Consider the following 24,934-nt stretch of genomic DNA (forward strand, 5'->3'; position numbering starts at 1 on the left):
GCCGGTCCGGGTGCCTCGCGTAAGCTTGCCGCAGCCCTATTTCCCAGGTGTGCCATGACCGAGCACGATCCGCAGTCCGCCCCCAACCGCAGCCAGGCCGGACCCCAAGGCGCCGCCGAGCCCGACGACAGCATCGACTTCGGCTACGAGCGCGTCGCTCGCGGCGAGAAACAGGGCCGGGTCGCCGCGGTGTTCGATTCGGTGGCCGATAACTACGACATCATGAACGATCTGATGTCGATGGGAATCCATCGCGCCTGGAAGCGTTTCACCCTCGAGCTGGCGGCGGTTCGGCCGGGCGATCGGGTGTTGGATCTGGCCGGGGGGACAGGCGATCTGGCCGCCGGTTTCGCGCGTCGGGTCGGCCCCGAAGGCCGTGTACTGCTGTCGGACATCAACGCAGCCATGCTGGCCAATGGCCGCGACCGGCTGGCCGATCGCGGCGTCGTTGGAAACGTCGATTACTGCCTCGCCAATGCCGAACGCCTGCCTTTCGCCGACAACAGTTTCGACTGCGTGACGATCGGTTTCGGTCTGCGCAACGTCACCGACAAGCCGGCCGCCCTCGCGGAGATGGCTCGTGTGACCAAGCCCGGCGGTCGCTCGCTGGTGCTGGAGTTCTCCAAGCCAGCCGTGCCCGGCCTGGATAAGCTCTATGATCTGTACTCGTTCACGGTACTGCCGTGGCTGGGCAAGAAGGTGGCCAACGACGAAGCCTCCTATCGCTATCTGGCGGAATCGATCCGCATGCATCCGGATCAGGCCACGCTGCAGCGCATGATGGAGACGGCCGGCTTCGTTCGCTGTGGCTATCACAACCTCACCGGCGGCATCGTGGCCGTTCATCGCGGCTACGCGGCATGAACCTGCCGAGCCCCGCCCTGGGCGCGATCGAGATCGCCCTGCACCGCTATATCGCCGCCGATGCGCGCGCTCTGGCGCGTTGCGAAGCTCTGGCCGGGCACTCGCTGGCCATCCGTCTGTCTGACCTGGGTTTCGGCCTGTGCTTCGTTGCCGAACGTCACGGGCTACAGGTGCGCACGCTGCAGGCCGATGCGGATGTAAGCCTGACTGGGCGTAGTAGTGCCTTCGGCCGAGTCCTGTTCTCCGGCGCGCGTGAGGGGTTGACCGGGGGCGGTCTGCGCATCGAGGGCGATGTCGGCATCGCTCAGCGTTTTGCCGACCTGTTTGCCGGCGTCGATTTCGATATTGCCGATATCGTGGATGCGCGTTTCGGGCCGGTGCCCGCCTATGTCGTCGGCCGCGGGCTGGCCGGCGCGCGCCGGCTGTTTGCGCGTGCTGCCCGTGAGCTGCCCGAGCAGACCGCGGAATATCTTCGTGAGGAGACCCGAGACGTGATCGGCGACTGGGAGCACGAACAATTCATGCGCCGGGTGGAGACGCTGCGCGACGACACCGAGCGCTTCGAGGCACGGCTACGGCGTATCGAACGCGGGCGGGCGCACTGATGTTCTCGCGCAGCCGCCGTCTGCTGGGGATTCTGCGCACCGTTCGCCGCTACGGGCTCGGCGAACTGATGGGTGAGTCCGCGCCGTCCTGGCTGGTGGGCGCACCGCGTGCGTTCGATCAAGACATCAACGTCCGACTGCGGCTGGCGCTGGAATCGCTGGGGCCGGTGTTCGTGAAGTTCGGTCAGACGCTGTCCACGCGCCGCGATCTCCTGCCGCCGGGCATGGCCGAAGAGCTATCCAGGCTTCAGGACGACGTGCCGCCCTTCGAAGGCGCCGAGGCGCGGCGGCTGATCGAGGCTGCCTATGGTCACCCGCTGGACGTGTTCTTCGAATCCTTCGAGACCGAGCCCATGGCCGCGGCCTCGATCGCCCAGGTGCATGCCGCGAGGCTGCATGCACGGGCCGGCGAACCCCAGGGCCGTGAAGTCGTGGTGAAGGTGTTGCGGCCCGACGTGCACGAGCGCATCGACCGCGATATCGCCGTGCTCTACCGGCTGGCCGGGCTGGCAGCGCGTTTTCATCCGGAGGCCAAACGCCTGCGGCCCATCGAGATCGTGGCCGAGTACGATCGCATCATCCACGATGAGCTGGACCTGATGCGCGAGGGCGCCAACGCCAGTCAGCTCGGGCGCAACTGGGCCGGCTCGGATCTGATCATCCATCCCGAGATCCATTTCGATTACAGCACCGAAAGCGTGCTGGTCATGGAGCACATGCACGGGGTGCCGATCGACGATATCGACACGCTCAAGGCGGCCGGCGTGGACTTCAAGGTGCTGGCCGAACGCGGCGTGGAGATCTTCTTCAAGCAGGTATTCCGCGACAACTTCTTCCATGCCGACATGCACCCCGGCAACATCTTCGTACAGACGGACCACCCGCATCGGCCACGTTACGTGGGGCTGGATTTCGGCATTGTCGGATCGCTGACCGCCGACGATCAGCGTTATCTGGCCGAGAACTTCCTGGCATTTTTCAACCAGGATTACCGCAAGATCGCCGAGCTGCATGTCGAATCGGGCTGGATGCCCGCGGACACCAGCATCGAGGAATTCGAGGGCGCCATCCGCACGGTTTCCGAGCCGATCATGAACAAGCCGCTGGCCGAGATATCGTTCGGCCTGTTCCTCGTCCGGTTGTTCAAGATTGCGAGGCGCTATCGCTACCAGGTCCAGCCCCAGCTGGTGCTGTTGCAGAAGACCGTGCTCAATGTGGAAGGGCTGGGTCGCGATCTGTACCCCCAGCTCGATCTGTGGGCCACGGCCAAGCCCGTGCTCGAGGAGTGGATGCGCCATCGTGCGAGTCCGAAAGTCGCGGCCGAGCGCATGCGCAATCAGCTGCCTCAGATCATGGACAGCCTGCCGGGCCTTGCAACCAAGCTGGTCAAGCGGCTCGACGACGGCACCAGCCCGGCCGCACGAGAGCTCGGACACGCGCTCACCGATATCACGGCCGAACTGCGCAGTGCGCGTCGAGCGATGCGCTGGACGATGGTCGGCACCGGGCTGGTGGTGTCCGGCGTGCTGCTGGGGTTGTATGCCGGCGTTTCGGCCTGGCTGGGGGGAGCGGTCGTCGTCGCGGGGCTGGCCAGCTGGGTACGCGCCTGGCGCGGATGAGCCCGAACGAGGGCGTGCACGCGCGTCGCTGGCTCGCGCCCGGGTTGCGGTTGCGCCAAGCCCTGTGCTTCGACCAGGCGTTGCTGTTTGCCTGGCACGCCGAGGCGTTGCGTGCCCATATCGAGCGGTTGTGGGGATGGGACGAAGCCTGGCAGCGTCGCGATTTCGCTCGTCTGTTCGAGGCGCTGCCGCCTTGGTGGTGATCCGCGAGCAGCAGGCGTGCGGATATATCCAGATTCAGCCGCGCGCGCAGACACTGCATCTGGCCAATATCGCGCTCGCCCGAGACGAACGGGGCCAGGGCATCGGCAGCCGGCTGATCGGCTGGCTGCAGGCCACCGCAGCGGCGACCGGCCGCGACGTGAGCCTGGCCGTGTTCCGGACCAATACGCGAGCGGCGAGCTTCTATACTCGACACGGGTTTCTACCCGAACGTACGACCCCGACCCACGATCATCTGCGCTGGTGCCGGGCCGCAGACCGTGTCAGGCCGCTCAACGCGAGCGCAGGATATACAGCCCCTTGAGCAGGTTGAGCGCCTCGTAGAGCGGATAGTCGTCGGCCGCCAGGTCGTCCTCGGTACGGGCCTGTTCGGCGTCTTGCGGCGGAGCGGACTCGTTGGCCAGCGCGCCGGCAAGATCGGCTTCGGAGAACGGGGTCACGCTGCTGGCCTTGGCGGCGGTGACGTTGACGTCCTGAATACCCACATCGGGCTGGATTCCCTCGGCCTGGATCGATCGACCGCTGGGTGTGTAATAGCGTGCCGTGGTCAGCTTGAGCGCGGCACCGTTGGCCAGCGGGATGAGCGTCTGCACCGAGCCCTTGCCGAACGTACGATGGCCCATGATCACCGCGCGGCTGTCGTCCTGCAGGGCGCCGGCCACGATTTCCGATGCCGAGGCCGAGCCTTCGTTGACCAGTACGACCATCGGCGCGCCGTAGAGCATGTCGCCGGGGTTGGCGTCGAACTGCTGATCGGTATTCGGGGCACGGCCCCGGATCGAGACGATGCCGCCGCTGTCGAGGAATGCGTCGGACACATCGACCGCTGCGCTGAGCACGCCGCCGGGGTTGTTGCGCAGATCCAGGACAATGCCGTGCAGCCCGTCGGCGCCAGCCTTGGATTGCAGCGTCTCGATTGCCTGTTTGAGCGCATCGCCGGTATTGCTCGAGAACTGCGTGATCCGTACATAGCCGTAGCCGCGATCGAGCATCCGCGACTTGACGCTTTCCACACGTACGACCGCGCGTTTGAGCGTGACCTTGAACGGTTCATCCCGGCCCTCGCGCAGGACCGTCAGCGTGATGTCGCTGCCCACATCGCCGCGCATCTTGCGCACCGCCTCGCTCAGACTCATGCCTTTGACCGCCGCGTCGTCGATTCGCACGATCAGATCGCCGGCCTGAATGCCGGCCTTTGCCGCGGGCGAGTCGTCGATGGGCGCGACCACCCGTACGAAGCCGTTCTGCAGCTGAACTTCAATTCCGAGACCGCCGAACTTGCCGGAGGTCGAAATCGACAGCTCGCGGAACTCTTCCTTGTTGAGATAGGCCGAATGCGGATCCAGTCCGTCGAGCATGCCGCGAATCGAGTTTTCCAGCAGATTCTGATCGCTGACGTCCTCGACATAACCTTGCTTGACGCGATTGAGGATCTCGACGAACGTGCGCAGTTCGTCGAGCGGCAGACCCTGATCGCCGTCATCGGCGGGCGCCACGGAAGGCTGGCTCTGAGCCACCGCCGATGGGCCGATGGCCGCTGTCATGCCGAGGATTATGCTGCCGGCGATCAGCAGTGCGCTGCGAATTGTCGACCGCATGTAATGAGAACTCCCCGCAGCCGCAACAGCGGCCAGACCACACATCGCGTGCGTCGAATAGTGTGCGGTTTACCACCGCCGGCTTGACGCTGCGAAGATACCATAAAACGTGTACGGAACAGGCGTTTGCCGATGTTGTTGCGGTCATCGGTCAATCATCCGCCTCGGTTTACGTCGCCGGTGTCGCTCCGGATGCCCCGAGCGCGCCGGCCGGTGGGCACGCGGGGTCAGCCGGACAGCCAGTCGGCCGGGTTGATCGGGGTCTGTCCGCGCCGGATTTCGAAATAGGTGCCGCTGCGCCGATGGCCGCCGGTGCGCCCGGCTCGTGCGATGGTCTGGTTCCGGGTCACGGCATCGCCAACCTCTACATACGTGCTCTCGGCATGGCCGTATAGCGTGTAGTAGTTGTGCCCGTGATCGATGATCACGATCAGGCCGTAGCGATGCATATAGCCGACATACACCACGCGTCCGCTGGCCACGCTCTTGACCGGCGTACCTTCGGGTGCCGCCAGCCATATCCCCTGCCAGCGCAGCGGGCCACCGGCCTTTCGGGAGCCGAAGCGGGCCAGCATCTTGCCGCGAACCGGCGGCGCCATCCGGCCCTTCAGGCGCGAAAAGGCGATGTCGCCGGAGGCGGGCGACGGGAGATCCGCCAGCTCTTCGGACAGCGTGCCCATCAGCTTCTCCAGGCGCGCGGCGTCGGCTCGCAGCTCCTTGAGACTGGCCGTACGCGAAGACAGCCGCTTGTCGAGCGCGTCGATGGTCTGGCGGCGCTGGCGCTGGTTGGATTCGAGCCGGCTCAAGGTGGCGGCCCGCGCACTGCGCTGGTCTGACAGTGCCTTTTGCTGGGTTTCCAATGCCTTCTGGCGGACGATCAGATCGGCGAGCGCCTCACGCAGCGTGGCTACCTGACGGGTCTGGGCACGGGCGAAATACTCGTAGTAAACGAGCATGCGACCAAGTTTTTCCGGCGACTGGCCGGACAGCAGCAGCCGCATCTTGTCCATGCGCCCGCTGCTGTAGGCCGCACGCACCTGAGCGCGCAGCGCGGCAAGCTGATCGGCCAGGTCCTCGCGCTCGGCGTTGCGACGTCCAGCCAGATCGTCGACACGGGCCTGGGCGCGCTTGATGTCGCCGTCGAGCTCGCGCAGATGCTTGGATGCCGTATGGATTTCGGTCTCGGCCGCGGACAGACGATCGGCCAGGTCGCTGCGCTGGCTCTGGTCGGCGGCGATCTGTCCGCGCACGGTGTCGATCCGATCGCGCAGCGCATCGAGCTCGGCCTGGGCGCGCGCCGATCGGCTGTCGTCATCGGCGTTGGCCGTACCCGCAACCGGGCCCAGTACCACCAGGCACAGGCACAGGCGCAGCAATCGGCGGCCCATCGATCGACGGCCAGACAGGCGGGACAGGGTCATAGGGCGCGATTGTAAGCGCTTGACCGTCGTTGGACAGCGTGCGCGTGGCGACAGGCCCCGGAATTACGGGCTTTCGGGGCTCAATCGGACGCCGGCAGGCGCAGTCCGGGCGACGAAATCGGCGCGCTGCGAAAACGCGCGCCTTGCACAGCGATTCGATCACTGCGCCCCGTATGCAATAATCGCGGCCGGCGCGCGGGTGTCCTGCGTTTTTCGATCTTCTACCGACTGGGATTTGACGGCTGGCAACGGCCGATCGGACCGTTTTTATGCAGCAGATTCAGGAATTCGTCACCAATCACCCGTTTCTTTTCGGGGCGCTGCTGGTCGCGCTGATCGCGCTGGCGGTCAACGAGGCGTTGCGCGTGCTCAAGGGGCACCGGCCCATTCCGGCCAACGACGCGGTGCGCATGATCAACGTCGACGAGGCGATCGTGGTCGATACGCGTTCGGCGGCGGATTACAAGAAAGGCCATATCCTCAACGCCAAGCATATTCCCATGGCGGGCATTGAGGAACGCGCCGGCGAGATCACCAAGAACACCGACCGCACCATCATCTGTTATTGCGGCATCGGCAATGTCGCGCCCCAGGCCGTGGCCAAGCTGCGCAAGCTTGGCTATAGCCGCGCTTACGCGCTCAAGGGCGGCATCAACGCCTGGCAGGGCGACGGCATGCCGGTGACCCGCAAGTAGACGAGCTGCGCGCTCAACCCATCCACAGGTCAGACGAGGAGCCAGTCATGGCAGAACAGACCGCCGGCAGCGAAAACGCCCAGCCTCAGCGCCAGGTGGCGCTGCAAAAGATCTATGTCCGTGATGCCTCGATCGAGGTGCCGGACGGCCCGCGGGTGTTCACCGAAGAGTACAAGCCCGAAGTCAACGTGGATCTGAACACCCGTATCGAGACGCTGTCGCGCGAGACGCATCAGGTCATCGTGACGGTGACCGTGACGGCCAAGCAGGGCGAGCGCACCGCCTATATCGTGGAAGTCCAGCAGGCCGGCGTGTTCCAGATCGAAGGCTTCGATGACGACGCCGAGCGCGGCCACGTGCTGGGTGCCTACTGTCCGTCGGTACTGTTCCCGTACGTGCGTGAGAGCGTGGGCGACATGGTGGTGCGCGCGGGTTTTCCTCATTTCCTGCTGCAGCCGGTCAACTTCGATCTGCTCTACGCTCAGCATCAGCAGAACCAGACCGGCGCGCCCACCGACGCCGGCAACGCCACGCACTGATATGACCACCACGGCGGCCGAACGCGGTGCAGCCCGGTGCATGGCGGTGCTCGGTGCCGGCTCCTGGGGCACCGCGCTGGCCATCCAGCTGGCGCGCAACGGCAACGACGTACGCCTGTGGGCGCGCGATACGGCCGCCATCCAGGCCATGTCCGGGGCGCGGGAGAATCGTCGCTACCTCCCGGGTTGTCCCCTGCCCGATACGCTGGACCCGTGCGCCGACATGGCCGCGGCAGTGGAAGGGGCCGACGACGTGCTCGTGGTCGTGCCCAGCCATGCCCTGCGCGAGTGCCTGACCGCGCTCGAACCCCTGCTTGGCGCCGGTCAACGCGTGATCTGGGCGACCAAGGGCCTGGAACCGGAGTCGGCGCTGCTGCCCCATCAGGTGGCGGCCGAGACGCTCGGCGAGGCGCGAGTCACGGCGGCCTTGTCCGGCCCCAGCTTCGCCGGCGAAGTCGGCCAGGGCATGCCGACTGCGGTGACGGTGGCCTCCACCGATCCCGTCTTCGCGCGCGATATGGCCGCGGCCTTTCATGACGGCGTATTCCGTGTCTATACAACGGCCGATATCGTCGGTGTCGGCGTAGGCGGCGCGGTCAAGAACGTGCTCGCTATCGCCGTGGGTATCTCCGACGGGCTCGGCTATGGAGCCAACGCTCGTGCGCTGCTGATCACCCGCGGGCTGTCGGAAATGATGCGTCTGGGCGAGAAACTCGGCGGCGAGCGCGCCACCTTCACCGGCATGGCCGGGCTCGGGGATCTGTTGCTCACCTGCACCGACGACCAGTCCCGCAACCGGCGGATGGGGCTGGCGCTTGCCGACGGCCTGAGCGTCGAGGCTGCCCAGATCGAGATCCAGCAGGTTGTCGAAGGCGTACGCGTGGCCCGCGAGGTCGACCGTATCGCCGATCAGCTCGATGTGGAAATGCCGATCGCCCGACAGGCCTATCGGGTGCTCCACGAGGGCGTGGCGCCGCGCGATGCAGTGCGACAATTGACGGATCGCCCGTTCCGCGCCGAAAAAGATTAAAATAGTGCCATGGCACGATGTCATCATCGGCCGGGGCGTGTACCAAACCGAACAAGATAGACACCGGGGCATGGCGAACTGGGTTACGTTTTCTCGTTTTTTGCTGCTGTTCGTGTTGCTGGGGGTGGTTTACTCCGGCATTCCGACGCTGCAGCTCGTCAACGCACCGTTGACCATCCTGATCATCGCGCTCGACGGGGTGGACGGCTGGGTCGCCCGGCGTTTCAACGAGGAGTCGCTGTTCGGCGCGACCTTCGATATCGCGATCGATCGTATCGTGGAGACGGTCCTCTGGGTGGTACTGGCACACCTGGGCTTCATCGGCGTCTGGATCCCGCTGTTGTTCATCATTCGCGGTAATCTTGTGGATGCGATCCGCAGCAAGGGTGCGGCGGCCGGCACGACAGCGTTCGACATGATGAAGTCGCCGATCGGCCGGTTCCTGGTCGCCGGGCGTTTCATGCGCGGTTTCTATGCCGTGCTCAAGGCGGTAACGTTCGCCTGGATTCTCTTATGGCAGCCCTTCGATGCGCTGGCACCGTCGTTCTGGGCCGCGAATGGCGGCTGGCTCAGTGGTATCGGTCTCGCCCTGGCCTGGCTGTCGGCGGGGATCTGCGTCGCCCGCGGTTTGCCGGTGATCGTGGAGTTCTGTGCCAACGCAAACCCGAAAACACAGGATCAGGCATGAAGCTGGTTTTGTTCGATATCGACGGCACGCTGGTACCGGGTGCAAGCTCCGAGGCACGATTCGCGCGTTATCTGTGGCGCCACGGCGAACTGGGCGTACGACAGCTGCTGGCCTTCGCCTGGTTCTGCGTACGCTATCTGCCGCGCTACGGCCGCCACGTGCTCCAGAAGAACAAGGCGTATCTGAGCGGCCACGGGAAGCGCCATATCCAGTCGCTGGCCCGAGCGTTTGTGGCCGATGAACTCATGCCGGCACTGTATGCGCCGGTGGTCGAACGGTTGCGCGCCCATCAGGCGGCCGGCGATCGCGTGGCGCTGCTGTCGGGAACGCCGCAGTTCATCGCCGATGCACTGGCCGAGGCGCTGGATGTCGATCACGCGTTTGCCGCGCTGTGCAACAGCCGCGGCATGCGCTATACGGCCCGTCCGCCACAGCGTCATCCCTACGGGCCGACCAAGATCGATGCCGCCCATGCGCTGGCCGCTGCAGCTGGCCTGCCATTGTCCGAGGCGATCGCTTTCGGCGACTCTATCAACGATGCCTATCTGTTCCGGGTGGTGGGGGAGGCCGTGGCCGTTCAGCCCGATCGACGCCTGTCGGCGGCAGCCGATGGCGCCGGTTGGGAAGTGATCCTCGACCGGGTCGACAGCGCCTGACCGGTTACGCCGGCTTCGGCCGTCGCGCGACGTGACTCAGGTAAATCCCAGTTGACGCCATGCCTCGAAGGCGACGACCGCCACGCTGTTGGACAGATTCAAGCTCCGGTTGCCCGGCCGCATTGGCATGAAGATGACGGCATCGGCGGCCTTAAGGCGTTCGGCCGGCAGCCCGGCCGTCTCGCAACCGAACAGCAGCGCATCGTCGCTGCGGTAGCTGATCGTGTCGTAGCGGGTGGTGCCGCGCTTGCTGGCGGCGAGCACGCGATTGCTCGGGTACTCGGCGCGCCAGTCGTCGAAGCTGGCCCACTCCCGAATCACCGCGCGTTCGCGATAGTCCAGGCCTGCACGACGCAAATGCTTGTCGTCGATGGAAAAACCCAGCGGATGGATCAGGTGCAGGGTGGCGCCGATATTGGCACACAGACGGATGCTGTTGCCGGTGTTGGGTGGAATCTGAGGCTGATGGAGCACGATATGCATGACAGGAAACAGTCTCGGGCGGGCTAGGTCGAATCGGGCCGGACGGCCTGGCAGTTCCAGCATTGTTCGAACTGGGCATCGAGGTTTTCCCCGCAATTCGGACATTGCCACGGGCGACCGTGGGCAAGCGCGCCGCGCTCGAAACGCCGGATCAGCGCCTTGGCAGCCGCGAAGTCGACCTCGTCGTCAACCCATACGCTGGGGTAGACATTGGCCGGCAGGTCGCCCATGCCACCCCATAGATACTGGTTGCGCACATGGGCGGCGATCCCGTGGCCGGCCAGCACGTCCTTGGCGATCTCCGCGTTGACCGGATCGGCCGCGAGATAGACTTCACGAGGCTTCATGGGACAGCAAAACCGGCGCGGGAACACCTGCCTGGCAAGCGCATTGACTTGCCGCGGCGCTTTGCTACTGTGGCTTCCACGCTAATATCCGGGGGTTGTGTCATGACCGTCTTCTCGTTGCGCCGTGCGCTGATCGTTCTCGTCGCAGCCCTGGGTCTAGGTCTGGCCAATCCTGCCGCGGCCATCGACGATTATGCCAATCCCGGGCCGCCCTCGGCGGCGGCGATGACCGTCGATCTCGCGCTGGTGCGCCCGTTCAGTCTGGCGGCGACGGCCGTGGGGACCGGCGTGTTCCTGGTATCGCTGCCGTTTTCGTTGCTGGGCATGAATACGGGCGAGGCCGGCAATCGACTGGTGGTCGAGCCGGCGCGATACACCTTCACGCGCCCGCTGGGTGATTTTCAAGCCAACAGCCCGGCTGCCGACTAGCCGTTCGCAATAGTCGACGGCGGTTGGCCGCCCCCGTCCGCAGGGCCGGCTTTTTTCATGTCGACAGCTCAGTCAGGCGCCCGGAAACGATCCAGCGCGGTGCCCGGCGTGACCCGAATCTCCACGCTGCGCCCGTCCTGCGCGCCTTGTACAGGGCCTGGCCGAATGTCGATACGCTCGGGCGTGACGCCGTGGCCGCCCAGGTAGTCGGCCACGCGCGCGGCCTGTGCCGCCGAGCCCCCGGTATCCCGGCTGTCGGCGATATGCGGCCCGATCACGAGCACCGAGTCGGGCCCAGCCGCACCGAGGGCCGCGGCGAGCCGGTCTAGCACGGTATGTCCGCGGGCTGTGACCCGCGGTTTGCCGTTGCTGAGGATGACCACGCTCGACAGACGTACGCTGCGCGGGCCGTCATCCGCCGGTGTGGCCGTCGTCTCCGGCGCTGGCGAGGGCGGTGTATCGGCGACTACCGGTTCGGCCGAACGGTCGGGCTCGGGTTTCGCAGCAGCCGGCTTCGCAGGTGCGGGTTCGGGTTGCGTCACTGGCTCGGCGGCCGGCTCAGGCGCGACGATGGAGGTTGCCGGCGCGTTCTGGAGCCGCGTCCGGGGCGCGGTCATGCGCTGGCGCTTGGGCAAGGGCAGCTCGCGGTGCGTGCTTGGTTCGGATTTCCCGGGCGGCGGTGTTTCGCGGGCAGGAGTCGGCGTAGCCGGGCCAACCGGAGTGACGCGATAGCGAATGGTGAACGCGATATCGTTGACGTTTTCGCCGTGCCAACTGAGCGTCCGCCCGCGTTGCATCCAGTCGCCGGGGCGGTTGGCACGGTAGCTGACCACCTCGATATTCGCCGGCAGTACCCAGCTGTAGGCAAACGATGCGAAATCATCCGGCGAATTCCACTTCCCCAGGTGGCCATCGGCCCGAGTGATGCCGTTCCAGCTGGTGAACACCAGGTCGCCGTTATCCGCCCGTCCGACCTCGGCGTCGAAGCGTCCGGTGTTCATGATCGCATAGCTGCCCGAGTCAAAACGCAGCCGCGTGCCGCCATCGGCCAGGCGGGTGGACTGGTAATCCGAGGGCACGATGAACAGGGCATCGGCCGGCGATTCGTCGGGCCCCAGGTACAGCAGTCGCTCGGACAGGTCCGAGCGCAGCGTCTTGTAACTGGTGTAATCGCGGCCATCCGCGCCCAGCATGATCACGTCTTCGCGCTCGACGGCGGCTAAAACCGGCGTGGCCAGCATGGCCAGCACCAGGCTGCCGATGAGCGCACGCACCCCTCGTCTAGTCATTGGTAGTCTCGTTGTCCGGCGCATCGCCTGCTTCGATTGCATCGGCCGCAACGACCTCGACCTTACCCCAGCCGAGTGCCCGGATGGACGACTCGATCTCGTCGAGATCGCCGACCACAACCCAGGTCAGCGCGTCGGCATCGATCATCTGCCGGGCGGCCTGGGTGAGCTGGGCACTGTCGAGCCCGCGGATACGCTGAACGTAGCTATCGTAATAGTCGTCGGGGAGGTCGTAGATCACCGACTGGGTCAGCGTGGAGGCCAGCGCGGGCGTGGTCTCGTTGTCGCCCGGCAGGCTACGGGTGAGGTTGGCCTGTGCAGCTGACAGTTCGCTGTCGATAACCGGCCGCTCGCCGCGGATGTCGCTCAGTTCGCGGCGCATCTCGTCGATGGCCGGCGCGGTCTTGTCACCTTGTACCGAGGCATAGGCGATGAACGGCTGCTGGGCCCGCGCATTCATCAGCAGGCTGCGCGCGCCGTATGACCAGTGCTTGTTTTCGCGCAGATTCAGGTTCAACCGCGAGTTGAACATGCCGCCCAGCACTGCGTTGACCGTTTCCATGGCGATATCGGCATCGCTGGATTTAGGCGGGGCCACGTTGCCGGCAATGACCGTCGACTGATTGCTGCCCGGCCGGTCGACCAGATAGATCCGTGTCTGGTCGGGAGCAGCGACCTCGGGCAGACGCTTGTCCGGCCGCGGGCCATCGGCCTCCGGCGCCCAATCACCGAGATGGGCTTCCAGTTTGGGTTTGAGTTCGGCCAGGGTGGTATCACCGACCACTACCAGGGTGGCATTGTCCGGGCGCAGCCAGGTCCGTGCATAGGCCTCGACGTCGGCCACGGTCATCGCCTGTACAGCGGCGGTCGTGCCGGTGCCCGTCAGCGGCGTGCCGTAGGCGTGTCGGTTGCCGTAGAGCAGCGGCCCGAGCGTACGCAATGCCAGGCTGGTCGGCTCGCGCTTTTCCTGAGCGATAGCGGCCAGCCGCTGTTTTTTCAGCCGTTCGAACTCCTGGGCCGGGAAATCGGCATGCCGCAAAACATCCGCATAGATATCCAGCGCCGGATCGAGTGCGGTGGTCAGCGTCGACAGACTGACACTGGAGGCGTCGAGCGAAGCGCTGGACGACAGGTTGGCGCCGATGGCGTCCAGATCGGAGCTGATCGCCAGCGCATCGCGATGGGTGGTGCCCTCGTCGAGCATGCCCATCGCCAGACTGGCCGTGCCCGGAGCATCGGCCGGATCGGCCGCATAGCCGGCGTCGAAGACCATTCGCATCTGGATGACCGGCGACGCATGACGTTCGGCCAGGCGGATCTTGAGCCCGTTGGACAGCGTCGCGTGCTGGACATCGGGCAGGTCCAGCGTGGCTGCGTCGCCGAACTCGGGCAGCGAATCGCGATCGACGTCCTGGTCCTGGGCCGTGCGCTCACCGAACGGCTTGACCGACAGCACATATACGCCATCGGACAGCCATTGGCGCACGGTTTGGCCGATGTCGTCGGGGGTGGCGCTTCGCAGCGTCTCTAGTTGTTCGGCATAGGCGCCGGGGTCGTTCTCATAGATTTCGCCCTGTGCCAGGATATCCGCCTTGCCGCCCAGCCCGCCGACACTCTCGGTGCCCCGGATGAAGGACGCAGCGAAGCGCGTGCGTGCCCGATCCAGCGCGTCGGTGTCTGGACCCTGTTCGATGAAGCCCTGCATCTGACGGTCCAGCGCCGCTTCGAGGGCCTCGAGATCGCCGCCCGGCCGGGCTGTGGCGGTGACCATGAATTGCGAGCCGATCTCCTTGTCCCAGACGAAGGCCGACACGTCGGTGGCAATCTGCTGATCGTAGACCAGCGCCTTGTACAGCGGGCTGTTCTTGGAGCCGGCCAGTAGGTCGGCGGCGATCTGCAGGCGGGTGGCGTCAGGCGTCCCGGTGGGCGGTACGTTCCAGACTTTGTAGATACGTGCCTGGGGTACGCGATCGAACATTACCTGCCGATGTTCGCCGTTCATTTTCGCGACCCAGCGTTTCTGCTGAGTGAGCGGCGGGCCCGGATTGATAGAACCGAAGTACTGCTCGACCTTGGCACGGGCGGCCTCGGGTTCGATATCGCCCGCCAGTACCAGCACTGCGTTAGACGGGCCGTAATACTGCTTGAACCAGGCCTTCACGTCGTCGAGGGTGGCCGCATTCAGATCGGCCTCCGAGCCGATGGTCGACCAGGAATAGGGATGGCCGGCCGGATAGGTATTGGGCGCAATCGTGTCGAAGACCTTGCCGTAGGGCTGATTTTCGCCCTGGCGTTTTTCGTTGAGCACCACGCCTCGCTGCTCGTCGAGCAGATCCTGGTCGATCGCACCCAGAAAATGGCCCATGCGATCGGATTCCATCCATAGCGCCATGTCCAGAGCATTGGTGGGCACGCTGGCGAAATAATTGGTGCGATCGACATTGGTGGTGCCATTCATGTCGGTTGCACCGGCCCGCTCGAACGGCTCGAAATATTCGCCCTGCCAGTGTTCGCTGCCCTGGAACATCAAATGTTCGAACAGGTGTGCGAACCCGTGCTGCTTGGGGCCTTCGTTCTTCGAGCCGACGTGATACCAGATGTTGACCGCCACGATCGGTGTCTTGTGATCGGTGTGCACGATCAGCGTCAGGCCGTTTTCGAGCACGTATTTCTTATAGTCGATATCGACTCGCGGGATCTCGATCTGCGGCGCCGCAGGCTCGTCGGCCTGTGACGACGAGCCCTGGCTCGCGCTATTCTCGGACGATGCGCTGTCGGGGGCCGGTTTGGCTGTGTTGTCGTCGGTGGTGTTCGCTTGGTCTGGCGTCGTCTCGCTGGCCTGGGCGGTGTTGAGCCCGGCGGCGATACAGAGGATCAGCAACAGGAGTCTTGCAGACATGGAAGAGTCGTTCCCAGTGGGTGATTGCGCGCCGATACGGCTTGCGGCGAGCTTATCAGGGTGGCCGGACACGGGCATCCGTGCTGCCCACGGGCTGCATCGATGAATGCCGCGGGTGGGATGGCCGGTCAATTGACCCTGCGCGCCGGGCTGCTCGGAGTGATTCTGGCCGTGCTGCTGTCGGCGGCCAACGCCTATCTGGGCCTGTTCGCCGGGCTGACCGTTTCGGCCTCGATTCCGGCCGCGGTCATCTCGCTGGGCGTGTTGCGGGCGCTGGGCGATGCCAACGTGCTGGAGAACAATATCGTCCAGACCGCGGCAAGCGCCGGCGAAGCCATTGCGGCCGGCGTGATCTTCACGCTGCCCGCGTTGGTGATGATGGGTTACTGGCCCGATTTTCCTTATTTCCAGACCGTACTCATTGCCGGCGTCGGCGGACTGCTTGGCGTGATCATGACGGTGCCCCTGCGTCGGGCGCTGGTCGACGATTCGCCGTTGGCATTCCCCGAGGGGCAGGCCACGGCGGCCGTGCTCAAGGCCGGCTACGGCGGCGCGGGGGCTGCAGGGCTGGGCGTGCTGGCCGCGGGCGGCGTCGCCGGGGCGATCGCCAAGCTGTGTGACAGCGGGCTCAAGCTCTGGCAGGGCATTGCCGAAACGGCGCTGCCGGCGGGCGCGCAGCCCAGTTTCTATATGGGCAGCTACCTGTCGCCCGCGCTATTGGCGGTCGGCTATATCGTGGGCCTGAACATCGCATTGCCGATCCTGATCGGCGGACTGTTCGCCTGGTGGATCGCGATTCCGATGGTCATGCTTTTCAGCGACGGGGCGGCCAGCGGACTTGCCGGCGCCGAGGCTGCCTGGAGCGACTACATCCGTTATCTGGGCGTGGGCGCCATGCTCGTCGGCGGGTTGGCCGCGCTTTGGCAGATGCGCGGCTCACTGTTCGGCGGCCTGGCGCGGACGGCCGAGACCGTGCTGCCCAGCCAGCGCGATCTGCCGCGCAGCCTGCTGTACGTGCTGCTGGTCGCACTGGCGATCCCCATGGCGATCCTCTACGTATGGTTGCTTGATTCGGTCGTCGGCGGAGTCATCGTCGCGGTCGTCATGCTGGCGGCCGCGTTTGTCTTCTCCGCGGTGGCGGCCTATATGGCCGGGCTGGTGGGTTCGAGCAACAATCCGGTCTCCGGGGTGACCATCGCCACGATCCTGATCACGGCGGTGGGACTATGGCTGTTCTTCGGCAGCGAGCAGGCCGGTGCGGCCAGCGCCATCATCGTTGGCGCGGTGGTCTGCTGTGCGGCGGCGATCGGCGGCGACAACATGCAGGATCTCAAGGCCGGCGCGTTGCTGGGCGCATCGCCGGCCGCCCAGCAGATCGCCCAGATGCTGGGCGTGATCGCGGCCGTGTGCGTGCTCTCGCCAGTGCTGTCACTTTTGCTTCACGCCTATGGCATCGGTGTGTCGGATGCCGCCCACCCGAATGCACTGGCCGCGCCCCAGGCGAGCCTGATGATGGCGGTGGCACAGGGGGTGTTCGAAGGGGGGCTGCCCTGGGCCTGGGTCATCGGCGGCGGATTGCTGGCGCTGGCGACCATCGCACTGGACCGATGGCTGGCCGGTCGCCACAGCGCGTTCCGTATGCCCGTACTGGCAGTGGCGCTCGGCCTGTATCTGCCCATGGCCCTATCGGTAGCGATCGCGATCGGCGGGCTGGTGTCCTGGGCCGGCGGCGCCCGACCGGGCGAGCACGGCCGCGGCCTGCTCGCGGCGGCCGGGCTGATCACCGGCGAGGCGTTGATGGGCATTCTGCTGGCGCTGCCGGTGGCCGCGACGGGCAGCACGAACGTGCTCGCCCTGGGTTTCGACGGCCTGCCGCTGGCCTGGCCGGGCATGCTGCTTATGGCTGGGCTGGCCGCGTGGCTCTGGTGGTTGGCGCGTGGCGATCGGGCTCCGTCCGTTGGCCAGGCGTGATACACGTCGCGCGTGCCGAACAGGGTCCGGTCCGGCTAGGGCCACGCAGATGGCCGATACACCAAACAGCAGTGCGCGATCCATCGCTGTACAGTGGGTTGGGGTCCGATATATTAGACGTTGCGGCCGAACGGATCGGCCGCGCTTACAACCGATTATTCCAATAACTTAGGGGGTTGAGATGAAAAAGCTCGTACTGGGTGCGGTATTGCTGGGATCGAGTCTGAGCGCGAGCGCGGTGGCGCCGGGCGGGCCGGGCTGTGGCTGGGGCAATCTGCTGTTCGAAGGCAGTAGCGGCACCGGTGCCCATCTGCTGGCCACATTGGTCAACGGTACTTCGGGTAATGCGACGTTCGGCATGACCAGTGGTACCAACGGCTGCGATACCAGCGGTACCCTGACCTATAGCGGCAAGAGCCTGCTGGCGATGAATGGCGTGCTTGAAGAAGTCGCCCAGGATATGGCCGTCGGCCACGGTGAGGCACTCACCGCCCTGACTGTCTCGATGCAGATTGACCCGGCCGATCGAGCCCACTTCGACTCGGTCATGCATGAGAACTTCACCCATATCTTCCCGCGCGAGGACGTGAATGCGGCCGAAGTGATGGACAACATCCAGGCCGTGATGAAACGCGACGACCGTCTGGCTCGCTACGTGTCCTGATACCGGTGCCGACCGATCGCCCCGCCTGGTCTCCAGGCGGGGCTTTTTTTGATGCCGGCGCGCGTTTGGAGACGACGTCCAACCCGCCATGCGGTACGCCCCGGGTCGGTGTCGATCGTCGGGGCGCGGCGTTTGCAGTGCGGACCGCGTGCACGATGATCGCTGTGCTGCTGTCGGTCGCAGTCGGCCATGCACAGCCGCTCTCGGTCAGGCCGAGCGAGGCGCAGTTCGCCGGCATGGCGGCTTCGGCTCGCTGGCAGGCGCTGCTGCATATCAATCAGGGCGCAACGCTGCGTGGCATCGGCCACAGTTATGTCGACGACAATGACTTCTTCCTGGCCGCCGACGGCGCTACCGATCCAGTGGCCGAACTGCGTGCGAGCTGGCAGGCCTTGCGTATCCCCGGCAGCCCGGTCCGCTGTCGTTTCCCTGCGCGCTATCGCTTTCTCGCCGAGCAGCTCGGTTGGCAGGCGCACGATCCGCTGGCTCAGTGTCATGAATATCGGCAGTGGCGCGAGCAGATGCCCACCGGCCAGCTCGTGCTCGTATTCCCGGCGGCCTATCTGAACAGTCCGTCGTCCATGTTCGGGCATACGCTCCTGCGTCTGGATGCCACGCCCGATCCGGATTCGGTATGGCTGTCGCAGGCGATTAATTTCGGCGCGCGTACCGACGGACTGGACAATTCACTGTTCTATATCTGGCGCGGGTTGGCCGGGGGCTATCCAGGCCGGTTCTCGGTGGTGCCCTATGCCGAAAAGATTCGCGAGTACGCGTTTGTCGAAAATCGCGACATGTGGGAATACGCGCTCAACCTGGACACCGACGAACTCGACTGGGTCATTCGTCATCTCTGGGAACTGCGCGATATCAACTTCGATTATTATTTCTTCGACGAGAACTGTTCGTTCCGACTCCTGGAGCTGGTCAAGGTCGGACGACCGCAGGCACCGCTGATGGACGACCTGCGGTTTGCCGAACTGCCGGTCAATACCGTTCGCGCCCTCTATGCCGCAAATCTGGTGACCGAACGTCGCTACCGGCCGTCCAAGGCCGGTGAACTCGAGCATCTGGCCGACGGCCTGGACGCCCGCGAGCTGGCCATGGCGCGTCGGCTGCTGGCCGACCCGTCTCTGGCCGACTCGCCGGCGTTTAGTCGCTTCGCGCCGGCGCGACGTCATGTGATAGCCCAGGTCGCCTATCAGGCACTACGCTTGCGACATCGCCAGGGCCCCCGAGACTCGGCCAACGCTCGCGATGGCCTGGCGTTGCTGCGCATCGTCCAGCGCAACCCGGCGCCGCCGGAGCGGCCATTGGCCGAGCCGCCCGCGCCCGAGACGGGCCACGATACACAGATGGCCAGTGTGGGCCTCGGAGGCCAGGACGGGACGGGCTTTGCAGAGTTCGGCTACCGGCTGACCTACCATGATATTCTCGACCCGCTGGCCGGCTTTCTGCCCGGTGCCGGGATCGAAGGCCTGAACATCCGTCTGCGCCTGAGTGAAGACGACGGGCTGTCGCTGGAAAGCCTCGACCTGGTCAACATCCGGTCGCTGGCCGCGCGAGGTGCGTTCGTCAAGCCGACCTCATGGTTTGTTCATGCCGGGCTAGAGCAGGCACCGGTCGCCGGCGGCCGCGATCTGGCGACGTTCATTCAGGGCGGGCCGGGCGCGAGCTGGAACTGGGGCGGTTTCAGGCCCTATGCGTTTGCCGTGGCCCGCGCGGAGACCGTGACCGGGTTCGATCCGGATCTGGCCTTGGGCGGTGGCACCGAACTGGGCGCGGTCTATCTCGCGCCCAACCTGCAGTTGGGCGCGTCTGCGCGCCTGTTGTATTTCACCGACGATTTCTATCGCCTGCGAACGAGTGTGACCGCCGACATGCCCTTATCCACCGACAACGCGGTTCGGGCCGACTGTGCCCGCGACACCTGGCAGGGTCAGGCCGTGAACAGCTGCCGCGTGGCGCTGCGCCATTATTTCAATTGATGATCCGATTCGTTCTTGCGGCGCTGGCCGTCGTGCTGCTCGTCTGGGGTGTCTTGCCGGCCGGCGCGGCGACGTCGAACCCCGACCTGGCCCGGTTGCAGGCCGAAGCCGCCGAACAGGGTCTGGCAGACAGCCGGGAATGGCGCGCGCTGATTCACTATGAAGACGCTTGGCTGGGTCGGGGCCTCCAGAGCACCGTCGCCTCGGACGATTTCTTTCTAGCCGCCAATGGCCGGCACGATCCGGCGGCCGAACTCAACGCGACGCTGGCCGCGCTGATAAGCAATCGCCCGGTTGGAGAACGCCAGCGGCCGGCGGGCTGTGTGTTCGTTGCGCGCCGCAAGTTCCTGATCGAAGCGCTGGCGATCGATCCGGACACGCTGCCGACCTATTCATGCCCCAAGTACGACCAATGGCGACGGGCTTTGTCCCCGGAACGCATCAGCCTGGTCTTTCCGACCGCGTTTCCCAACAGTCCATCGTCGATGTTCGGCCATACGCTGTTGCGGATCGACTCTTCCCGGCGGCGGCGCGGCACGGAACTGCTGGCCTATGCGGTGAATTTCGCCGCGGCCGCGGGCGACGACGCCCATGGCCTGGCGTTCGCCTGGAAGGGGCTGACCGGCGGCTACCCGGGCATCTTCGGTCTGTTTCCCTACTACGAGAAGGTCAAGCAGTATGCCTGGATCGAGCATCGCGACGTGTGGTCGTACCCGCTCGATCTGAGCCCCGCCGAGATCGATCGGCTGATCGATCATCTATGGGAGATGGACGGCGTCCGTTTCGACTACTACTTCCTCACCAAGAACTGTTCGTACCAGCTGCTGAGTCTGCTGGAAGTCGCGCGGCCATCACTGCGTCTGACCGAACAGTACAGCTGGTACGCCATTCCGGCCGACACCATCCGTACGCTCGCCGACGTACCGGGGTTGATGGAGCCGCCCGCTTTCCGACCGTCGCTGGAAACCACGCTGCGCTGGCAGGCCGGGCAGCTGACGCCCGAACAGCGGGATCTGGCCACGGGCATCGCCGCCGACCGGGTGCCGCTGGATGCGCCTGCCGTGGTGAGTCTGCCGGCGGACGACCGGGCGGCGGTGCTCGAAGTCGCGCATGACTATCTCTACTATCAGCTCCAGAGCGAGCATGAGCGCCCCGAGGCAGACCAGGCTCATGCGAACGCGATCCTGCTTGCGCGCAGTCGTATCCCGCACCCGTCGCCGTTTGCGCCCGTGCCGGCCCCGGCCACGCCGCCGGATCGAGGGCACAAGACGACGCGCCTGGCGGCCTCGACGATCTACGAGCAGGGCGATCTGTCGCTGGGGCTGCGGATCCGGCCGGCCTATCACGATCTGCTCGATGCACCCGGAGGCTACACCGACGGCGCCCAGATCAATTTTCTCGATCTGGGTCTGCGTATCGATCCGGCGGATGGCCGGATCAGAGTCGACGATCTGCGCCTGCTGGATATCGTATCTCTGTCGCCCCGCAGTGCATTGTTCAAGCCCGTCTCGTTTCAGCTGGACACCGGTCTGCGCCGTCGCCCTTCGGCGGCTGTGTTCGGCGATGCGCCGAATAGCCTCGGCTATTATTTTCAGGGCGGACCGGGTCTGGCCTGGGGACGGGATGACCTGCTCGGCTATGTCTTCGGGCTCGGCTCACTGGACGCGGGCAGTGGCCTGCAGCCCGGTTATGCGCTGGGAGCGGGGGCCAGCGCTGGCGTGCTCGCCTACCCGCGCGGCGGCATCCAGCTGAAAATCGAAGCCGGTGCACTGGATTATCTGGCGGGTGACGACGGCCACTACGGCTGGATCAAGGCCGAGCAGCAGTTCGAGCTGACCCGTGGCCTGGCACTGCGCAGCGAGATCGGTTTCGAGGACACCGCGGTCGGCGACGGTCTGCGTGCCGTGATCGGCCTGAACGCGTATTTTTGATCGATGACCTCGTTTTCCATCATCGACGGCTGGCTGACGGGCATACGCCGCGTCGCCTCGCCCAACCACGATCTACGTCCGCACGACAGCCCGATCGATGCGCTGGTGATCCACGGCATCACGCTGCCGCCGGGGCGCTTCGGCCTCGGCCAGGTCGATGCGCTGTTCACGAACGCGCTCGACGTCCGGGCACACGCATTCTATGAAACGATCCGCAGCCTGCGCGTGAGTGCGCATGCCCTGATCGAACGGACCGGTGCGATCACCCAGTACGTGGCCTTCGACGATCGCGCCTGGCATGCCGGCGTATCGCGGCTGGGTACGCGTGAGGCGGTCAACGATTTCAGTATCGGCATCGAGCTCGAAGGCACCGATCACTGTCCCTACACGCCGGCTCAGTATCGGACGCTCGCCGGCGTGAGTGCCGCGCTGTTGCACAGCTACCGCGGCCTGGGCCGCGAACGCATCGTCGGGCACAGCGATATCGCGCCGGGCCGCAAGACCGATCCGGGGCCGGCGTTCGACTGGGCATGCTTTTGGCGTCTGCTGGAGCGGGCATGCAGCTGATCGTCATCGTCGTTGCGCTGTTCGCGGAACGCGCGTTCGGCCAGCTCAGCCGCTGGCGGGATACCGACGGCTTTGCCCGCTATGTCCGGCTGATCGAGCGCAGCCGCCTGGGCACGCGCTGGCTGTCCGGCCCGGCCGGTGTGCTGGTCGTCGTGCCGCCGGTGGCCGCGGTCGCGCTCGCCCAGTGGGCGATCGCGCACTATCTGTGGCTGTGGCTGGAAATGCTGTTTGGCGTGGTCGTGCTGATGCTGACCTTCGGCCCGCGGGATCTCTGGGAAGACGTGTACGCGCTGGCCCATGCGCGCAGTGAGGCGGATCAGGGCCGGGCGCAAGCGCGCGCCGTGGCGCTGTGCCGGCGTGCCAGCGGCCACCCCGCCGCCGATATTCGCGGCTCGACCATTGTCGGCGCGGTGCTGGTGCAGGGCCACGAACGCGTGCTGGCGGTGTTGCTCTGGTTTTTTGTGGCCGGGCCGGCGGGTGCGATGTTCTATCGCAGCGTCCGCGAGTTGCCGGCGCTGGCCGCGCGCGGTACCGGCAGCCGGCGGTTTCGTCGCGCGGCCGAGTATATTCACGGGCTGGCCGCCTGGCTGCCGGCCCGGCTGACGGTTCTGATCTATTCGCTGGTCGGCGATACCCGGCGGGCGCTGGCCGGGTGGCCGTCGGCCCGGGCCACCACGCATCTGAGCGCCTCGGCCAGCTGGCGGCTGCTCGGCGCCGTCGGACGCGGTGCCCTGGGCCTGCCCAGGGACGACGATTCGCCGCGGCTGAACACACATCTAAACGATACGCTGCTCGAAGCGCTGGGGCTGATCTCGCGTACGTTGCTGGTGCTGCTGGCCGGCCTGGCGCTGCTGACCATCGTCGGCGTGCTGCGGTAGCATGCGGCTCCTGATCCGTCCGGGACGACCGACTTGAGCCAACTGCAGCACTTTCTAGATACCGCCATCGAGGCCGCGCGCGCGGCCGAGGTGATCATCCGCCGCTACTATCTGGGCGAGTTCGACGTCGAGCACAAGGCCGATGCCAGTCCGGTCACCGTGGCCGACGTCGAATGTGAGCGCGCAATCAAGCAGGTGCTGTCATCGGCGTTCCCCGATCACGGGTTCTACGGCGAAGAGCTGGGCCGCGAAAGCGCCGACGCCGAGTTTGTGTGGCTGATCGATCCGATCGACGGTACCAAGAGCTTCGTACGCGGGTATCCGTTCTTCTCGACTCAGATCGCGTTGCTGCACAACACCGGGGCGACCCGGGAATTGATCGTTGGCGTATCCAACGCGCCCATGTTCGACGGTGGCCAGATGGCTTGCGCGGCCAAAGGTCTGGGGGCCAGGCTCAACGGCGAACCGATCGCCACGGCGACCACCGAGCGGCTGGACAAGGCCAGCCTGTCACTGGGCAACATTGCATCGCTGGGCGCCTCGCCCGCCTGGCCGTCGATCGGCGAGCTGGTCGGGCGCGTTCACCGGATCCGCGGTTACGGCGACTTCTATCATTATCATCTGCTGGCGTCGGGGCGGATCGATGCGATCGTCGAATCGGATCTGAACATTCTCGATATCGCTGCACTCACCGTGATCCTGCGCGAAGCCGGCGGCGACATCACCGAGCTCGGCGGGGCCGCGATCGATCTCGATACACGCACTGTGCTCGCGACCAACGGCCGCCTACGTGGGCTGATCGAGCCGTTCGTTGCCAACTGGGACGAGACGCGAGACGCCCCGCGCGGCTAGCCAGCGACGTCGCCCGGCATGGGTGGCGGTTGCTCGCCGCGCAGGCTGATCACAGGCCATCCCGCCTGTGCGGCGGCCTGGGTCAGCCGCGGGTCCGGGTCGACCGCCACCGCCGAATCCGCCCAGCGCAGCAAGGGCAGGTCGTTGTGCGAATCCGAATAGAAGGTGATCTGGTCGAACACGCATGCCTGCTCGGCGACCCATGCTCGGGCCCGCTCGATCTTGCCTGCCTGGAACGACGGCGTGCCCGATATCTCGCCTGTGTAGACACCGTCCACGATCTCGGGATCGGTCGCAATCAGCGTGTCGATGCCCAGTAGGGCAGCGATCGGCTCGGTAATGAACCGATTGGTCGCGGTGATGATGGCCAGTGCGTCGCCACGCGCCCGATGAGCGGCCAGCAGCGCCGGCGTATGGCGCGCGACGATCGGTCGGATCCGCTCGGCGACAAAACGCTCGCGCAGCGCCAGCATGCGCTCGATGGGCTGGGTCAACAGCGGCGCCAACGCGAATCGCTGGTAGGCATGGATATCCAGATTGCCGGCCCGGTACTGCGCGTGGAAGCGCTCGTTCTCGCGGGCATATGCGGTGGCGTCGACGATTTGCTCATCGACCAGGAAACGCCCCCAAAGGTAATCGCTGTCATCCGCCAGTAGGGTGTGGTCGAGATCGAAGAAAGTTAAATGCAAGATGAATAGG

The 24,934-nt window shown here is 65.7% G+C and carries 25 protein-coding genes; 18 read left to right on the forward strand and 7 right to left on the reverse strand.

The features are described from left to right. Positions 1 to 54 precede the first annotated feature (54 nt). From ubiE to T31B1_RS04300, 5 genes are read left to right on the forward strand one after another with little or no spacing between them, the layout of a single operon-like run. Positions 55 to 864, forward strand: a complete 810-nt coding sequence (gene ubiE, locus T31B1_RS04280) for a bifunctional demethylmenaquinone methyltransferase/2-methoxy-6-polyprenyl-1,4-benzoquinol methylase UbiE (RefSeq protein ID WP_353248216.1) — start codon at positions 55 to 57, stop codon at positions 862 to 864. Beyond that, positions 861 to 1,469: a ubiquinone biosynthesis accessory factor UbiJ gene (locus tag T31B1_RS04285; RefSeq protein ID WP_353248217.1), complete on the forward strand. Its 609-nt coding sequence runs from the start codon at positions 861 to 863 to the stop codon at positions 1,467 to 1,469. Before ubiE ends, T31B1_RS04285 begins: the two co-directional genes overlap by 4 nt. Beyond that, entirely contained in the window at positions 1,469 to 3,088 is a 1,620-nt protein-coding gene (gene ubiB, locus T31B1_RS04290) for a ubiquinone biosynthesis regulatory protein kinase UbiB (protein WP_353248218.1), read from the forward strand. Before T31B1_RS04285 ends, ubiB begins: the two co-directional genes overlap by 1 nt. Continuing rightward, on the forward strand, positions 3,085 to 3,291 hold the full coding sequence (locus T31B1_RS04295) for a hypothetical protein (RefSeq protein WP_353248219.1): 207 nt from the start codon (positions 3,085 to 3,087) through the stop codon (positions 3,289 to 3,291). Before ubiB ends, T31B1_RS04295 begins: the two co-directional genes overlap by 4 nt. Beyond that, a complete protein-coding gene (locus tag T31B1_RS04300) occupies positions 3,285 to 3,614 on the forward strand; it encodes a GNAT family N-acetyltransferase (RefSeq protein ID WP_353248745.1) in 330 nt (109 codons plus the stop codon). The genes T31B1_RS04295 and T31B1_RS04300 overlap by 7 nt, the downstream gene beginning before the upstream one ends. Here the strand turns inward: T31B1_RS04300 and T31B1_RS04305 are convergent. Continuing rightward, complete coding sequence (locus tag T31B1_RS04305; RefSeq protein ID WP_353248220.1) at positions 3,583 to 4,908, reverse strand: S41 family peptidase; 1,326 nt, start codon at positions 4,906 to 4,908, stop codon at positions 3,583 to 3,585. The two genes, T31B1_RS04300 and T31B1_RS04305, sit on opposite strands and share 32 nt — an antisense overlap. 227 nt (positions 4,909 to 5,135) lie before the next feature. Next, the gene (locus tag T31B1_RS04310; RefSeq protein ID WP_353248221.1) at positions 5,136 to 6,329 is read right to left on the reverse strand and encodes a murein hydrolase activator EnvC family protein; all 1,194 of its coding nucleotides are present in this window, start codon (positions 6,327 to 6,329) and stop codon (positions 5,136 to 5,138) included. A gap of 269 nt (positions 6,330 to 6,598) precedes the next feature. On the opposite strand from T31B1_RS04310, the gene T31B1_RS04315 reads away from it, so the two are divergent. The 5 genes from T31B1_RS04315 to T31B1_RS04335 all read left to right on the forward strand — a co-directional run bounded on the left by T31B1_RS04315 (position 6,599) and on the right by T31B1_RS04335 (position 9,937). Further along, positions 6,599 to 7,024, forward strand: coding sequence for a rhodanese-like domain-containing protein (locus T31B1_RS04315; protein WP_353248222.1), 426 nt, complete (start codon positions 6,599 to 6,601; stop codon positions 7,022 to 7,024). A 47-nt stretch (positions 7,025 to 7,071) separates the two neighbouring features. Continuing rightward, a complete protein-coding gene (gene secB / locus T31B1_RS04320) occupies positions 7,072 to 7,563 on the forward strand; it encodes a protein-export chaperone SecB (protein ID WP_353248223.1) in 492 nt (163 codons plus the stop codon). Between the two features lies 1 nt (position 7,564). After that, positions 7,565 to 8,593 carry an NAD(P)H-dependent glycerol-3-phosphate dehydrogenase gene (locus T31B1_RS04325; RefSeq protein WP_353248224.1) on the forward strand — a complete coding sequence of 343 codons (1,029 nt, stop codon included), beginning with the start codon at positions 7,565 to 7,567 and terminating at the stop codon, positions 8,591 to 8,593. 70 nt (positions 8,594 to 8,663) lie between these two features. Further along, entirely contained in the window at positions 8,664 to 9,281 is a 618-nt protein-coding gene (locus T31B1_RS04330) for a CDP-alcohol phosphatidyltransferase family protein (protein ID WP_353248225.1), read from the forward strand. Further along, positions 9,278 to 9,937 (forward strand): HAD family hydrolase, encoded by a 660-nt coding sequence (locus T31B1_RS04335; RefSeq protein WP_353248226.1) that lies wholly within the window; start codon positions 9,278 to 9,280, stop codon positions 9,935 to 9,937. Before T31B1_RS04330 ends, T31B1_RS04335 begins: the two co-directional genes overlap by 4 nt. A gap of 36 nt (positions 9,938 to 9,973) precedes the next feature. On the opposite strand, the gene T31B1_RS04340 is transcribed toward T31B1_RS04335, so the two are convergent. Next, positions 9,974 to 10,420 (reverse strand): tRNA (cytidine(34)-2'-O)-methyltransferase, encoded by a 447-nt coding sequence (locus tag T31B1_RS04340; protein WP_353248227.1) that lies wholly within the window; start codon positions 10,418 to 10,420, stop codon positions 9,974 to 9,976. A 23-nt stretch (positions 10,421 to 10,443) separates the two neighbouring features. Further along, positions 10,444 to 10,767: a putative signal transducing protein gene (locus T31B1_RS04345; protein ID WP_353248228.1), complete on the reverse strand. Its 324-nt coding sequence runs from the start codon at positions 10,765 to 10,767 to the stop codon at positions 10,444 to 10,446. 102 nt (positions 10,768 to 10,869) lie between these two features. On the opposite strand from T31B1_RS04345, the gene T31B1_RS04350 reads away from it, so the two are divergent. Then, the gene (locus T31B1_RS04350) at positions 10,870 to 11,196 is read left to right on the forward strand and encodes a hypothetical protein (RefSeq protein WP_353248229.1); all 327 of its coding nucleotides are present in this window, start codon (positions 10,870 to 10,872) and stop codon (positions 11,194 to 11,196) included. Positions 11,197 to 11,264: 68 nt separating this feature from the next. On the opposite strand, the gene T31B1_RS04355 is transcribed toward T31B1_RS04350, so the two are convergent. Together T31B1_RS04355 and T31B1_RS04360 are read right to left on the reverse strand one after the other, a co-directional pair. Beyond that, a complete protein-coding gene (locus tag T31B1_RS04355; RefSeq protein WP_353248230.1) occupies positions 11,265 to 12,485 on the reverse strand; it encodes a hypothetical protein in 1,221 nt (406 codons plus the stop codon). After that, positions 12,478 to 15,384, reverse strand: a complete 2,907-nt coding sequence (locus tag T31B1_RS04360; protein WP_353248231.1) for a M16 family metallopeptidase — start codon at positions 15,382 to 15,384, stop codon at positions 12,478 to 12,480. The genes T31B1_RS04355 and T31B1_RS04360 overlap by 8 nt, the downstream gene beginning before the upstream one ends. A gap of 102 nt (positions 15,385 to 15,486) precedes the next feature. Between T31B1_RS04360 and T31B1_RS04365 the strand changes: the two genes are divergently transcribed. From T31B1_RS04365 to T31B1_RS04395, 7 genes are all read left to right on the forward strand, one after another. Next, positions 15,487 to 17,355 (forward strand): OPT family oligopeptide transporter, encoded by a 1,869-nt coding sequence (locus T31B1_RS04365; RefSeq protein WP_353248232.1) that lies wholly within the window; start codon positions 15,487 to 15,489, stop codon positions 17,353 to 17,355. A gap of 181 nt (positions 17,356 to 17,536) precedes the next feature. After that, on the forward strand, positions 17,537 to 18,019 hold the full coding sequence (locus tag T31B1_RS04370; protein ID WP_353248233.1) for a DUF3015 domain-containing protein: 483 nt from the start codon (positions 17,537 to 17,539) through the stop codon (positions 18,017 to 18,019). A gap of 155 nt (positions 18,020 to 18,174) precedes the next feature. Continuing rightward, positions 18,175 to 20,007, forward strand: coding sequence for an Lnb N-terminal periplasmic domain-containing protein (locus T31B1_RS04375; protein ID WP_353248234.1), 1,833 nt, complete (start codon positions 18,175 to 18,177; stop codon positions 20,005 to 20,007). Then, the gene (locus T31B1_RS04380; RefSeq protein ID WP_353248235.1) at positions 20,007 to 21,938 is read left to right on the forward strand and encodes an Lnb N-terminal periplasmic domain-containing protein; all 1,932 of its coding nucleotides are present in this window, start codon (positions 20,007 to 20,009) and stop codon (positions 21,936 to 21,938) included. Before T31B1_RS04375 ends, T31B1_RS04380 begins: the two co-directional genes overlap by 1 nt. A gap of 3 nt (positions 21,939 to 21,941) precedes the next feature. Then, entirely contained in the window at positions 21,942 to 22,505 is a 564-nt protein-coding gene (ampD, locus tag T31B1_RS04385) for a 1,6-anhydro-N-acetylmuramyl-L-alanine amidase AmpD (RefSeq protein WP_353248236.1), read from the forward strand. After that, positions 22,496 to 23,383, forward strand: coding sequence for a regulatory signaling modulator protein AmpE (ampE, locus tag T31B1_RS04390; RefSeq protein WP_353248237.1), 888 nt, complete (start codon positions 22,496 to 22,498; stop codon positions 23,381 to 23,383). The genes ampD and ampE overlap by 10 nt, the downstream gene beginning before the upstream one ends. A 42-nt stretch (positions 23,384 to 23,425) precedes the next feature. Then, positions 23,426 to 24,235: an inositol monophosphatase family protein gene (locus T31B1_RS04395; RefSeq protein WP_353248746.1), complete on the forward strand. Its 810-nt coding sequence runs from the start codon at positions 23,426 to 23,428 to the stop codon at positions 24,233 to 24,235. Here the strand turns inward: T31B1_RS04395 and T31B1_RS04400 are convergent. Next, positions 24,232 to 24,924 (reverse strand): histidinol-phosphatase, encoded by a 693-nt coding sequence (locus tag T31B1_RS04400; protein ID WP_353248238.1) that lies wholly within the window; start codon positions 24,922 to 24,924, stop codon positions 24,232 to 24,234. The two genes, T31B1_RS04395 and T31B1_RS04400, sit on opposite strands and share 4 nt — an antisense overlap. Positions 24,925 to 24,934: the final 10 nt, after the last annotated feature.

The sequence above is a fragment of the Salinisphaera sp. T31B1 genome, from assembly GCF_040361275.1.
GTDB lineage: Bacteria > Pseudomonadota > Gammaproteobacteria > Nevskiales > Salinisphaeraceae > Salinisphaera.

Coding starts and splice junctions, on each gene's coding strand:
- ubiE (WP_353248216.1), top strand. CDS start 55: ATGACCGAGCACGATCCGCAGTCCGCCCCCAACCGCAGCCAGGCCGGA.
- T31B1_RS04285 (WP_353248217.1), top strand. CDS start 861: ATGAACCTGCCGAGCCCCGCCCTGGGCGCGATCGAGATCGCCCTGCAC.
- ubiB (WP_353248218.1), top strand. CDS start 1,469: ATGTTCTCGCGCAGCCGCCGTCTGCTGGGGATTCTGCGCACCGTTCGC.
- T31B1_RS04295 (WP_353248219.1), top strand. CDS start 3,085: ATGAGCCCGAACGAGGGCGTGCACGCGCGTCGCTGGCTCGCGCCCGGG.
- T31B1_RS04305 (WP_353248220.1), bottom strand. CDS start 4,908: ATGCGGTCGACAATTCGCAGCGCACTGCTGATCGCCGGCAGCATAATC.
- T31B1_RS04310 (WP_353248221.1), bottom strand. CDS start 6,329: ATGACCCTGTCCCGCCTGTCTGGCCGTCGATCGATGGGCCGCCGATTG.
- T31B1_RS04315 (WP_353248222.1), top strand. CDS start 6,599: ATGCAGCAGATTCAGGAATTCGTCACCAATCACCCGTTTCTTTTCGGG.
- secB (WP_353248223.1), top strand. CDS start 7,072: ATGGCAGAACAGACCGCCGGCAGCGAAAACGCCCAGCCTCAGCGCCAG.
- T31B1_RS04325 (WP_353248224.1), top strand. CDS start 7,565: ATGACCACCACGGCGGCCGAACGCGGTGCAGCCCGGTGCATGGCGGTG.
- T31B1_RS04330 (WP_353248225.1), top strand. CDS start 8,664: ATGGCGAACTGGGTTACGTTTTCTCGTTTTTTGCTGCTGTTCGTGTTG.
- T31B1_RS04335 (WP_353248226.1), top strand. CDS start 9,278: ATGAAGCTGGTTTTGTTCGATATCGACGGCACGCTGGTACCGGGTGCA.
- T31B1_RS04340 (WP_353248227.1), bottom strand. CDS start 10,420: ATGCATATCGTGCTCCATCAGCCTCAGATTCCACCCAACACCGGCAAC.
- T31B1_RS04345 (WP_353248228.1), bottom strand. CDS start 10,767: ATGAAGCCTCGTGAAGTCTATCTCGCGGCCGATCCGGTCAACGCGGAG.
- T31B1_RS04350 (WP_353248229.1), top strand. CDS start 10,870: ATGACCGTCTTCTCGTTGCGCCGTGCGCTGATCGTTCTCGTCGCAGCC.
- T31B1_RS04355 (WP_353248230.1), bottom strand. CDS start 12,485: ATGACTAGACGAGGGGTGCGTGCGCTCATCGGCAGCCTGGTGCTGGCC.
- T31B1_RS04360 (WP_353248231.1), bottom strand. CDS start 15,384: ATGTCTGCAAGACTCCTGTTGCTGATCCTCTGTATCGCCGCCGGGCTC.
- T31B1_RS04365 (WP_353248232.1), top strand. CDS start 15,487: ATGAATGCCGCGGGTGGGATGGCCGGTCAATTGACCCTGCGCGCCGGG.
- T31B1_RS04370 (WP_353248233.1), top strand. CDS start 17,537: ATGAAAAAGCTCGTACTGGGTGCGGTATTGCTGGGATCGAGTCTGAGC.
- T31B1_RS04375 (WP_353248234.1), top strand. CDS start 18,175: ATGATCGCTGTGCTGCTGTCGGTCGCAGTCGGCCATGCACAGCCGCTC.
- T31B1_RS04380 (WP_353248235.1), top strand. CDS start 20,007: ATGATCCGATTCGTTCTTGCGGCGCTGGCCGTCGTGCTGCTCGTCTGG.
- ampD (WP_353248236.1), top strand. CDS start 21,942: ATGACCTCGTTTTCCATCATCGACGGCTGGCTGACGGGCATACGCCGC.
- ampE (WP_353248237.1), top strand. CDS start 22,496: ATGCAGCTGATCGTCATCGTCGTTGCGCTGTTCGCGGAACGCGCGTTC.